Annotated in this window: 11 protein-coding genes and 2 tRNA genes; 10 read left to right on the top strand and 3 right to left on the bottom strand. The window is 35.4% G+C overall.

Annotated features, from left to right (window positions below; genetic code table 11):
• The first annotated feature begins 107 nt into the window (after positions 1-107).
• The 5 genes from CCZ01_RS01130 (at position 108) to CCZ01_RS01110 (ending at position 2,339) form a co-directional block, all read left to right on the top strand.
• Positions 108-422 carry a F0F1 ATP synthase subunit C gene (locus tag CCZ01_RS01130; RefSeq protein ID WP_112051397.1) on the top strand — a complete coding sequence of 105 codons (315 nt, stop codon included), beginning with the start codon at positions 108-110 and terminating at the stop codon, positions 420-422.
• 42 nt (positions 423-464) lie between these two features.
• Positions 465-550 (top strand) — tRNA-Leu (locus CCZ01_RS01125).
• A gap of 26 nt (positions 551-576) precedes the next feature.
• Positions 577-663: transfer RNA gene (locus CCZ01_RS01120), tRNA-Leu, on the top strand.
• 201 nt (positions 664-864) lie between these two features.
• Positions 865-1,890: an aminofutalosine synthase MqnE gene (gene mqnE / locus CCZ01_RS01115; protein WP_112051396.1), complete on the top strand. Its 1,026-nt coding sequence runs from the start codon at positions 865-867 to the stop codon at positions 1,888-1,890.
• Between the two features lie 8 nt (positions 1,891-1,898).
• Complete coding sequence (locus CCZ01_RS01110; protein ID WP_112051395.1) at positions 1,899-2,339, top strand: phosphoribosyltransferase; 441 nt, start codon at positions 1,899-1,901, stop codon at positions 2,337-2,339.
• A 726-nt stretch (positions 2,340-3,065) separates the two neighbouring features.
• Here CCZ01_RS01110 and CCZ01_RS01105 read toward each other — a convergent pair.
• From CCZ01_RS01105 to CCZ01_RS01095, 3 genes are all read right to left on the bottom strand, one after another.
• A complete protein-coding gene (locus CCZ01_RS01105) occupies positions 3,066-4,394 on the bottom strand; it encodes a hypothetical protein (protein WP_112051394.1) in 1,329 nt (442 codons plus the stop codon).
• A 178-nt stretch (positions 4,395-4,572) separates the two neighbouring features.
• On the bottom strand, positions 4,573-5,598 hold the full coding sequence (locus CCZ01_RS01100) for an oxidoreductase (RefSeq protein ID WP_112051393.1): 1,026 nt from the start codon (positions 5,596-5,598) through the stop codon (positions 4,573-4,575).
• A 138-nt stretch (positions 5,599-5,736) separates the two neighbouring features.
• Positions 5,737-8,316 (bottom strand): ATP-dependent Clp protease ATP-binding subunit, encoded by a 2,580-nt coding sequence (locus CCZ01_RS01095; protein ID WP_112051392.1) that lies wholly within the window; start codon positions 8,314-8,316, stop codon positions 5,737-5,739.
• Positions 8,317-8,642: 326 nt separating this feature from the next.
• Here CCZ01_RS01095 and gmhA point away from each other — a divergent pair, with 326 nt between their 5' ends.
• The 5 genes from gmhA to CCZ01_RS01070 are packed head-to-tail and all read left to right on the top strand — an operon-like array spanning position 8,643 to position 11,964.
• On the top strand, positions 8,643-9,212 hold the full coding sequence (gmhA, locus tag CCZ01_RS01090) for a D-sedoheptulose 7-phosphate isomerase (protein WP_112051391.1): 570 nt from the start codon (positions 8,643-8,645) through the stop codon (positions 9,210-9,212).
• Positions 9,213-9,224: 12 nt separating this feature from the next.
• Positions 9,225-9,875 (top strand): hypothetical protein, encoded by a 651-nt coding sequence (locus tag CCZ01_RS01085; protein ID WP_112051390.1) that lies wholly within the window; start codon positions 9,225-9,227, stop codon positions 9,873-9,875.
• A gap of 1 nt (position 9,876) precedes the next feature.
• Positions 9,877-10,971: a homoserine O-acetyltransferase MetX gene (metX, locus tag CCZ01_RS01080; RefSeq protein ID WP_112051389.1), complete on the top strand. Its 1,095-nt coding sequence runs from the start codon at positions 9,877-9,879 to the stop codon at positions 10,969-10,971.
• 10 nt (positions 10,972-10,981) lie between these two features.
• Positions 10,982-11,176, top strand: coding sequence for an exodeoxyribonuclease VII small subunit (gene xseB, locus CCZ01_RS01075; RefSeq protein WP_112051388.1), 195 nt, complete (start codon positions 10,982-10,984; stop codon positions 11,174-11,176).
• Positions 11,176-11,964, top strand: coding sequence for a carbon-nitrogen hydrolase family protein (locus CCZ01_RS01070; protein WP_112051387.1), 789 nt, complete (start codon positions 11,176-11,178; stop codon positions 11,962-11,964). Before xseB ends, CCZ01_RS01070 begins: the two co-directional genes overlap by 1 nt.
• The last annotated feature ends 1 nt before the right edge of the window (position 11,965 follow it).

Genomic DNA, 11,965 nt, shown 5'->3' with positions numbered 1-11,965 from the left:
TTTAAGAAATAGGTTGTATAATTCTGAATTCTGTGGAAATGGGATTAGTAGGGGGAAGAATCCGAACAGCCATTATGTTACAGGATATAAAATATAAAGGAGTCTTTATGAAAAAGTTTGTCATTTTGTTCCTTGCTTTTGCAGGTGCAGTTTTTGCAGCGGAAGCGGTTACAGGAACAGAGTTTATTCGTGCGTATTCTGTGATTGGTGCAGGAATTGGTTTAGGTATTGCTGCTTTGGGTGGTGCTATTGGTATGGGTAACACAGCAGCTGCAACAATTTCTGGGACAGCTAGAAATCCTAATGTTGGCGGTAAGCTTACAACAACAATGTTTATTGCATTGGCGATGATTGAAGCACAAGTGATTTATATGTTGGTTGTTGCTTTACTTCTACTTTTTGCAAACCCTTTCAAAGTATAATTTATTTAAATGTCCGCAATTTTGCGGACAGATTTAAAATAGGCGCTGGTGGTGGAACTGGTAGACACGCTATCTTGAGGGGGTAGTGGGATTTTCTCGTGCGAGTTCAAGTCTCGCCCAGCGCACCATTGTTAGTATTATGGTGACATTGTAAGCCGGAGTGGTGAAACTGGTAGACGCGCTAGACTCAAAATCTAGTAGGGGCAACTCTGTGTCGGTTCGAGTCCGACCTTCGGCACCATCTTTAATCTATGATGACGCTCTTATATCCTTAAATATTGTCCTTGCAAACTATTGGTTATTTATGACAGATATAGATTGGTTGTTTTTATGTTATTGATTAGGTTGCGATTTGTACTTGCTGTGACGCTAGGTTACTTAAAGCAAAGATATAGTAACATTGTGATAGAATACCCGACTCTTATTAATAAAGAAGGTGTTTATGACAAAAACAGAAGCAATAAATCTCTATACACAAGATATTTATGAGATTGGCGAGAAAGCAGATAGAATTCGTAGAGAATTTCATCAGGATAAAGTTTTTTTTAATTCCAACGCTCACTTAAATCCAACAAATGAATGTGTTGATACTTGTAAATTTTGTGGTTTTTCTGCTCATCGCAAAAATCCAAACCCTTATACAATGACTCTACATGTGGCATTAAAACAAGTGGAATGTGCTGTAAAAGAGGGGGCGTTAGAAATTCATATTGTTGGGGCACATAATCCTAAATGTAATTTAGATTGGTATGTGCAATTATTTAGTGAAATCAAAAAGCAATATCCACAACTTCACATTAAAGCTCTTACGGCAGCAGAGGTAAATTATCTGGCAGATTTGCATCAACTTTCTTTTAAAGCTGTGCTAGAAAAGATGATTCAATCAGGGGTGGACTCAATGCCTGGTGGTGGAGCAGAGATTTTTGATGAAGAAGTTCGCCGAAAAATCTGTAAAGGTAAGGTAGATTCTTGTAGGTGGATTGACATTCATCGACATTGGCATAAACTGGGCAAAAAAAGTAATTGCACAATGCTTTTTGGGCATATTGAAAGCAGGGAGCATCGTATTGACCATTTGTTGCGATTGCAAGAGTTGCAGGAGGAGACAAATGGTTTTAACGCGTTTATTCCCCTTTTATTTCAAACAAAAAATAACTTTTTGAATATTCAAGAATCGCCAACTGGACAAGAGGTCTTGAAAACAATTGCTATTTCAAGAATTTTGCTCCATAATATTCCGCATATTAAGGCGTATTGGGCAACTTTAGGTATTAATGTTGCGATGGTTGCACAAGAATTTGGGGCAGATGATTTAGATGGTACAATTCAAAAAGAATCTATCCAAAGTGCAAGTGGCTCTAAAAGTGCACAAGGAATTACAAAAGAGGAATTAATTTCACAAATTAAGAATGCTGGTTTTATTCCGATAGAACGGGATACACTTTATCGGGAAATTGCACGATACTAGGAGGAAATATGCGTTACTATGGTTATAATGAATTCTTGGTTGATATGAAACAATTGGTGAATGTACTTGATTTTGAGCCTGATGGTATTGTAGCAATCGCACGAGGTGGTATGAGTATCGCCCATGTTTTAGGTATTGCGTTGGATATAAATGAAGTTTATCTTATTAATGCCATTTCCTATAGTGATTATCAAAAAGAAGTCTTAAAAATTTCTAATCCACCCTCTCTTGAAGGGCGAAAGGATATTTTAATTGTAGATGATATTGTGGACAGTGGTGAGAGTATGCAAAGGGTTTGTCAAATTTTACAGGATATGAATCCTGACATTCATTTTAAGACAGCATCTATTTTTTATAAGCCTGAAGCTATTTTTAAACCAGATTATTATATTCATCAAACTCATGGCTGGATTGAGTTTTTTTGGGAGGTCGATGTCCTAAAGGATTAATGTATTTAAATCTTACTCTAATAGGGGCAGTTTTTAGGAAGTTTCAATACATATTTTTATTATTTTGTTTGTATCGTTGGCGTCTATATCTTGCTAGATGGTATCTAATTAGGAGATGCCGGAAACGCAAGTAACCATCATATGTGTGGTATTGCAAGAATTTAGAGTATAAGTGTAGTCAATGAAAGCTGTTTTTTGTAAAATTAAATTTTTATATCTCTATTTCTATTTTAAAAGTGTACAGAATAATAGCAGGAAATTTTCCTTATCAAAGCTTAAATTTTTTTGAAATAAACTAAAGAACTGATATGTCGCCCATTGAATAATAAGAGTTAAAAAGGCTTGAAAGTATGTTGTTGATGTTGTTTTATTTAGCTGATCGCCTTAATTGTTACATAAAAATCTAACCATAGAACAAGGAAGTAGTTTGGTGCTACTATCCAAGAGTATGTTTCGTAATAGAGGGGGAGAGTGCATTGTTTGATTGCTCTAAAGATTGCTTGAACGATAAGAAGGAATAGTGCATTTTGCTTTGCTATTTTGTTATTAATATGAAATGAAATAATATTTTCATAAAGCACAAGAGGAAATCTCTTCTTAGGAATTCTGACAGATTTTTCACTGAAAAAGAGTACTTTTGATTTTATTGTGCTGAAAAACTAGCTTGTATAGCGGCGATTCCGCTACTTCAAGCTAAAGTTTAAGAGTGTGTCGCTTATTTAAAGATTACACCTTAATTTGAGACTGTTGAGAAGATCGGTTTGTTGCCACCTTTGTTTCTTTGCTTTCTTGCCCATCTTTTTCTTCTTTATCTTTTTTGTTCTCATCAGTATTGACTCCACTGCTTGAATAAGATTCTTCGGTATTTTGTGTACTCTTTTCTTGCATTTTTCCGATAATATTCAAGAAGTCATCAATATTGCTTTCACCCGCCTTGCCAATTACAAGACGATTTAATGCAAAGATATCACTGACCTCACCATTGATAACTTTTTTTGCAACTTCTTTGCTATTTTCGCCTGCTAATTCCTTAAAATTCAGCACTCCGTCTAAATCTTCATCTTGACGAATGGAGTGATTAATGAATTCAGAAATAGAACCTATAAACCCAAACTCATCTAAAAATGCGTCCATATCTTTTTCATTGCTAAAAATATCTGACAAAGATTTATAATTGCTAGGTGGTTCTTCACTGACTGAAACTAGACCTTTCAGATGCCTTGCCTCTTCCTTAGAAATTGTGCCATTTCCATCGGCATCATATTTTAAATAACCAACACCATAGGCTGCGTCATTATACCAGCCCTCTAAATAACTACTCGCTTTCTCAAGAGAACCAAATTTTTTTTCAAGACGTTCTACATTGTCTTCATCAAGAGTAATCACTACTTCTTTTCCAGAATACTTATCTGTAATCTTAATGCTATTTCTGGGCAGTTGTATTGAAGAATCTTTTAGTTCGAGAGGATTATAGAGGTCTTCAATGTTCTCTGGGGGCGTAATGCTTCCACCTGAATTTACTAAAGGTTTATTTAAGAGTGCATCAACTGGATCTTGATTTGATGGACGATTAATATTGCCTACTCCTGCCGTATTTTGCGTAGAATTTTCTTCCTTGCTTATATTGTTTGATTCATTAGAGGTTTGCTTTTTGGATGACTCCTCTAAGAGTTTTGAGACAAGTGCAAAATAGCTCCCATTCACAGCATCAAGCTGGTCTTTAATATTGTTCAGATTCTCCAATGTTTCAGGATTGTTATCTGTGGAAGTATTCACTTGTTCTTGGATAGTATTCATCAGTGCATTTTTTTGTGCTTCTAATTCAGCAATCATTGCTTGAATTTCTTGTGTTGATTGATTCTTGTGTTGATTGCTATTTTCGAAACCAAACCCATGTTCGCTTTGTATGTTTTCATTTTGAGGTTCAAGCTTGCTCATGAGTTGCTGAATTTGCTCTTGAAACTTTGCAACTTCTCCTATATTTTGCTGGTTGGCACCATAATTTGTTGCACCATATTGATTTACTTGTTTTGAATACTGTTGAACACTATTCATATCTTTGCTCCTTTATAGAATAAAAATTTTGATAACGATATTTTTACAATAAGCAATTTATGTGCCAATTTTGCCAAAAAAGATAAAATTTTATAAAATAAAGAATAATCTTCCTTGATATTATTTATATATTTTTTCACTTTAAAAGATGTTTATTGTGCTTTCTATTTGTATTGATTCACTTTAATGCCCTTTGATAGGCTTTTGGAATATCAATAGAAACACCTAACTCTTGACTTGCCTGTAATGCAAAAAATGGGTTTTTGAGCAATTCTCTTCCCAGATAAACACAATCACTCGCACCACTTTTAACAATATGATTTGCAGTTTTTGCATCACAAACAAATCCGCCACCAATCGTTGGTTTTCCTAAGGCAAGCTTAAGAGTATGGGCGAGATGAATCTGATAACATGGGTATGCTGGAATATTTGCTTCAGCAATAACGCCTCCACTGCTCACATCAATGGCTTCATATAAATCGTTAAGTGGGGCAAGTAAACCTGCCATATCAATGGCTTCATTTCCGCCTATTGCCCAATCATTTGCTGATATACGCAAAATAATAGGTATTTCGTCATTAATGGCATCTTTAATGCTTTCTAAAATTTCTTGCAAAAATCGTGCTTTATCTAAGCCATAATCATCGCGTCGTTTGTTAGATAAGGGAGAGAGAAAACTGGAGAGTAGATAGCCGTGTGCGGCGTGAATTTCAATTGCATCAACTTTTGTGCTAACGGCACGGATAGCTGCTTTTACAAATGCATTTTTGACATTTTGTAAATCCTGCCCTGTCATTTCACGTGGTGTAGCATTCCCTGTGAATGGAATTGCACTAGGAGCGATTAGTGGGTTACCTTCTGCCCCTTTTCGTCCTGCGTGGTTGAGCTGGATAGCAACTTTTGCTCCTAAATGATGGCATTCTTCAACAATGTGTGCAATACCTTCGACCTGTGAATATTCCCAAAGCCCTAGATCTTGAGGGCTAATAACTGCATCTTTACTAATTGCTGTGGCTTCAATGATGATTAATCCAACGCCCCCTAAGGCACGTTGGACATAATGTTGAAAATGCCACGCATTGACTTTACCATCATTAGCTGCACTGTATTGATCCATCGGTGGCATAACAATGCGGTTTTTTAACTCCAAAGGCTTAGAAGAATGAGGAATAACAAAAGGTGAAAATAAATGGGGCTTTGTCATAAACGACTCCTTTTATTGTAAGAAATGTTCTAGAGATAGATCGTCTTTTTCTGTATACTTTTAAATATATAAAAATTTAATCTTTCTTACATAAGGGATTGACTTGAAAATTTCTCCGCTAAAGCGGAGATTTTTAATTTATTGAATCTGTGTAACTATCCTATTGTCCTGATAATCAAAGAGGATAGTATTTCCCTCTTTTACTTCCTCTTTTAAGATTAACTCAGCAAGTACATCTTCTACTTCTTCATACAAAGCTCTTTTTAGGGGTCTAGCACCATAAATAGGGTCAAAACCTGCCTTAGCAATAAATTCTTTTGCCTCTTGCGTGAGAGTAATTTCCAATCCACGTTCTTGTGCCTTATGGTAAATGTGTTTAAATAAAATATCGACAATTTGGATAATTTGTTCTAACCCTAAAGGATTAAAAATGATTTGCTCATCTAAGCGATTCAGAAATTCTGGTTTAAAATATTTTTTTAATTCTTGCCCAACTGCCTCTTGTAATTGTGTTTTATCTTGAATTTCTAAAATTTTTTCGCTTCCAATATTGCTTGTCAAAATAATAATGGTATTGCGAAAATCAACATTCACGCCCTTATTGTCTGTTAATCGTCCATCATCAAGGACTTGCAAAAGCATATTGAATACATCAGGGTGAGCTTTTTCAATCTCATCAAATAATACAACAGAGTAAGGTTTTTTTCTGACAGCTTCTGTAAGTTGTCCGCCTTCTTCATAGCCGACATATCCAGGAGGTGCCCCAACCAAACGACTTGCAGCATGTTTTTCCATATATTCACTCATATCAATACGGATAAGATTTTTCTCATGGTCAAACAAGAATTTTGCCAAACTCTTCGCAATTTGTGTTTTTCCAACGCCAGTTGGGCCTAAAAAAAGAAAACTTCCAATAGGGCGATTATGCTCACTTAAGCCCGCTTTGTTGCGTTTAATGGCTCTTGAGATAGCTCTGATTGCTTCACTTTGCCCAACAACACTTTCTTTCAATTCTTCCTCAATACCTAATATTTTTTCTTTTTCTCCTTGAAGCATTTTTTGAATCGGAATTTGTGTCCATCGGCTAATCACAGCTGCAATTGATTCTGGTGTAACGGCGTTTTTTAGTAATGTTCCATACTGTTGCATTTTCTCCCATTGTGTGTTTAGATTCTGTTCTTGCTTTTCTAGTTCTGGAATTTTTCCATAATCAATTTCAGCCGCCTTGTTAAACTCACTATTGCGTTTAGCCAATTCAGATTCTTTACGCAAAGAATCAATTTGGGTTTTAATTTTAGCAATTTCGTTAAATACGCTTTTTTCACCTTCAAATTGAGATTCTAATTTGCGTTTATTTTCGTTTTTATTGGCAATTTCTTTTTCAATTTCTACTAATCTTTGTTCATTTTTGGTGTTTTTTTCCATTAGTAATGCTTCCTTCTCTACAAATAGAGAAGAAATTTCTCGTTTAATTTTTGCTAATTCACTGGGTTCTGATTCTATTTGCATTTTTAATTCTGCCGCCGCTTCATCAATTAAGTCAATAGCCTTATCAGGCAAAAATCTGTCTGTAATGTAGCGATTAGAAAGTTTTGCTGCAACTACAAGGGCAGAATCTGTGATGCTAACATTGTGATGAGCTTCTAAGCGTTCCTTAATTCCTCTTAGGATTTGTAAAGCTTCATTTACGGTAGGTTCATTTAATGTAACAGGTTGGAATCGTCGTTGTAGAGCTGCATCTTTCTCAAAATATTTGCGATACTCTTTTAATGTTGTTGCTCCGATTGTGTGCAATTCGCCACGTGCCAATGCGGGTTTTAGGATATTTGCAGCATCCATGCTACCTTCAGCTGCACCTGCACCAACGATAGTGTGAATCTCGTCAATAAAAAGGATAATGTTTCCTGCTTTTTTTACTTCATCAATAACTTTTTTTAATCGATCTTCAAATTCTCCGCGATATTTTGCCCCAGCAATCATTGCGCTCATATCAAGCGTGATAACTTTTTTATTTTGTAGAGAGATGGGGACTTCTTTCTTGATGATTCTTTGTGATAAACCCTCAACAACAGCTGTTTTTCCAACGCCGGGCTCGCCAAGCAAAATAGGGTTATTTTTTGTTTTACGAATAAGGATCTGCATCATATGGTTGATTTCTTCATCGCGTCCAATCACAGGATCAAGTTCATTATCCATTGCTTTTTTTGTTAAATCAATACCGAATTTCGCTAAAGCTTCTAAGTTTTCATCTCCACTTGCAGATTCAATTTTCTGTTCTCCTCGCATAGATTCCAGATTCTTTTTTAATTCTAAGGTGTCGATATAAGGTTCAAAAACCTCTTTCAATGTGGAATTTTTGCTTTCAATTAAAGCTATAATAAAAGTATCAACTGCAATGAATTGGTCACCATTTTTTACACTCAAGCCATCAGCATAGTTTAAGGTGTCGATAAAATCTTTAGAGAGTTTCATATTGTCTTTATTGACACTAGAGCTTTTAGGGAGCTTATCGACACATGAACGCATTTCTAGTTCAAGGACATTTTTGTCTGTATTTAAGCGATTCAAGGCTTGATTTAAAATTGATTGTGAATCAATAAGCAAAGCCCATAGGATATGAGGTATTCCAATCTCTTGATTCTGTGCATGTAGTGCTAAGGAAGCTGATTTATCAAGAGATTCTCTTAAGTTATTTGTTAGTTTTTCTAGTAGATTCATTATGTCTCCTTTTGATATCAATGAATTTTATATATTTGACATTATATAAAATGAGTCTATAAATGTCAAGTTTTTTTAGCTAAAACTATGTATTTTTATTATTTAATGGAATAAGAGTCGTGAAAATTATTCATTTTTTGTAGATATTTTGAAAATTCATAGATTCTTGTTTTTGTGGTTGAGCTAAAGAACTTTACCACAATAAAAAACAAAAAAGTGTGCTTTATAGACTTTTAAGTTCTTTATTGTATAATATCAGATTAACCATATATTCTCATTGAATCCCAAGAATCTTGGAATTTCTGATGCAAGACATAAGGAAGATCATGAAAGAACTTTTTACGCAAGAAATTAACTCACACATACTGACAGCACAAAAAAGTCTAGAATCTCTACAAGTCCCAGTTTTAAAAGCCCTTGACCTTATTGTTTCAGCCCTAGATTGTGGAGGAAAATTACTTATTTTTGGTAATGGTGGGAGTGCTGCAGACGCACAACATATTGCAGCAGAACTTACAGGGCGTTACAAGAAAGAAAGAAAGGGAATTGCTGCAATTGCCCTTAGTACCGATACTTCAGCCTTGACTGCTATTGCGAATGACTATGGATATGCTTATGTTTTTGCAAGGCAGGTGGAAGCATTAGCAAAGAAGGGCGATGTTTTATTGGGCATTTCTACGAGTGGCCATTCTGAGAATGTGCTTCTTGCTTTAGAAAAAGGCAGGGAGTATGGCTGCTCATTGATTGGAATGAGTGGTAAAGGTGGTGGAAAAATGAATGATTTATGTGATATTAATTTGGTAATACCTAGTGATGATACTCCACGCATTCAGGAAATGCATATTACAATTGGGCATATCTTATGTCATTCCATTGAAGAACACTTTGCCTTTTGATGAGGATAGTAAATGGTTTTGTTTGAAAAAACTCTTAAGTCAGCTTCCTTATCGGTACCCCATTCTTTAAGCCATTTTCTTATGAAGAATCTTAGGAATGGTGGTGTAAGTTTATCTTTAGCTGATATATGGTTAAGTGAATCTGGTATCTATTTGCTTTTAAATAATTACACATTAATTCGTGTTTTAGTGCATAAGGGGATTTTAGCAGATAAAGAGTTTCAAACAAAGGGTGTTCCGTGCTTTCATTTTATGCCTTGTCAGACCATTCAGGACACTCTCCAGTCGAGCATGGATACAAAGTCATATTTTTTTGCTTCCTTGACTGGTTCTAATTCCTTTACCTTTAAAATTTCTACGCGTCGTGCAGCTTTGAGTGTCCACCATGATGCTCCTTTGGAGGTATGCGAAGAATGTTTGGTCTTGAGTCGTTTATCCAAAGATGAGGTTTTAGGGAGTTTAAATCTTTTAAATGCCTCTTTGTATAGCCCTCAAGCAGGGATTAAAGAGGAGGAGTACCAAAGCCTTTTCGCGTTTTTTAAAAATATTTACCACCATCGTTGTTCTTGTTGTGAAGCGGAGAATGCTGAATTATTTTTAGCACAGGATAAAGAAGGATCATTTTACCTTATTTGTAATCAACACCAACAAAGTGGGGAATAAAATGGAATGTCCTGTTACGCAATTTGCCCATTTTACAAATCCGCTTTACTTAGATTCTGGACGTATTTTAGAGCCTTACACTCTTGCTTATGAGACTTATGGTGCATTGAATGCCGACAAGAGTAATGCAATTTTGATTATGCATGCCTTTAGTGGTTCTCATCATGCAGCAGGGGTTTATGAGGGGGAGCAAAAAGCTGGCTGGTGGGACTCTTTGATCGGACATAAGAAAGGTATTGATATTGATAGGTATTTTGTGATTTGTGTAAATGCCATTGGCAGTTGCTATGGTTCAACTTCACCTATGTCATTGCAGCACCCAAGCCAAATCCCCTATCGTTTAGACTTTCCAGTGATAACAATCGCGGATATGGTTCGTGCACAAAAGATTCTTCTTAGTACACTTGGAATTGATTATCTTAAGGCGGTTATTGGTGGTTCTATGGGTGGTATGCAGGCATTGAGTTTTGCACAACTTTATCCTAAAATGGCAGAACATATTTTTGCTATTGCGACAACACATTGTACTTCAGACTATGTAATCGCTGCTCATAAAGCAATGAGTGAGGCTATTATGAATGATCCTCTTTTTCGTGCAGGACAGTATGAATCTACAGAGGTTGCACAAATGAAAGGTTTAGCTATTGCACGTATGATTGGATTCTTGCAATATTTTTCACCACAAACAATGCAACGAAAATTTTCTCATCGCTATGTCAATCAAGATGGTTTGTATGAGCTATTTGGACGTTTTGAGGTGATGCGTTATTTGGATTATAATACGCAATCTTTTTGCCATTATTTTGACCCTCTTAGCTATTTGTATCTTGCAAAGGCATTATGTATTTATGATTTATCTTTGGGGTATGAAAATCTTTATGATGCATTAAAAGGGGTTTTGAGTCATATTCACATTATTTCTTTTATTGATGATACAATGTTTAAGGTAGAGGAATCAAGACAAATTGCAGAAGCCTTAATGTATTTGCAAAAAAAATATAATCTCCTTGAGTTGCAAGGGTCTTTTGGGCATGATAGCTTTTTAGTCCAAGTAGATTTATATGATGATTATATTCGCCATATTTTGAATTCTTAAAAGGAACGGGATGAAAAAACAAGAAAGTTTTGAGGAAAAAGTTTTATGTATAGAGAACATCTTAAAGCACTTAAGTAAGGAGGATATTAGTTTGGAAGAATCTCTTAGGGTGTACAAAGAGGGTGCACAAAAAATTAAAGAGGCACAGGAAATTTTACATCAAGCAGAAATCGCTTTTGAAGAAATCAATATGGACAGAATGTGATGGCAGATTTTAATATTGCAGCTCTTCAATTAAGCACCCTTGCTTGGGGAGATTCTAAGCTTGGTCATTATTGGAAAATCTGTGATGATATGAATATTGAATTGTTATTGTTAGGAGAATATGTCCTCAATCTTTTTTTTAAAGAATTTGAGTCCATTCCTAATGATATGAATGAAAAGCAATCTTTAGCAAGACTAGAAAATATTATTGAAATGTCTAGGCAGTATCGCCCAAAACTTCTTGCACCCATTATCCGATTTAGTGGGCGTAGAGTGTATAAGAGTTTGGCGATTATTCATCAAGGAGAGGTAGAATATTATGATGCACAAAGATTATTAGCATTTGAGCATTGGAACGAAAAAGCATTTTTTTCAAATTCTACACCTAAGAATCTAAAAAATCCGCCGATTTTTACTTTGCATGGTTTAAAAGTTGGTGTTATTTTTGGCTTTGAGGTTTATTTTGATGAGATATGGATTAAATTTAAAAAATTAGGGGTAGATGTTGTCCTTGTTTCGTCTGTTTGCACTTTTGAGTCGATGGGACGATGGAGGGAGATTTTAAAAACAAGGGCATTCTTAGGGAGTTGCTATATTTTACGGGCAAATCGTGTTGGCGAATATATTCCTAGTGAAAATGATTGGATTTGGAGATTTTATGGTGATTCTTTATTTATCTCCCCATCAGGGGATATTGAAAGCTCTTTGGAAGATAAAGAGGGGTTGCTCACGGCAAGCATATATTCAGAAAAAATTACAGAGGAGAAGAAAAATTGGCAGTTTCGGTAAA

This window comes from Helicobacter monodelphidis (assembly GCF_003288845.1).
In the GTDB taxonomy this organism is placed as follows: Bacteria; Campylobacterota; Campylobacteria; order Campylobacterales; family Helicobacteraceae; genus NHYN01.
The sequence above is the reverse complement of the archived record's forward strand: the minus strand, read 5'-3'. Positions and strand labels throughout refer to the sequence as shown.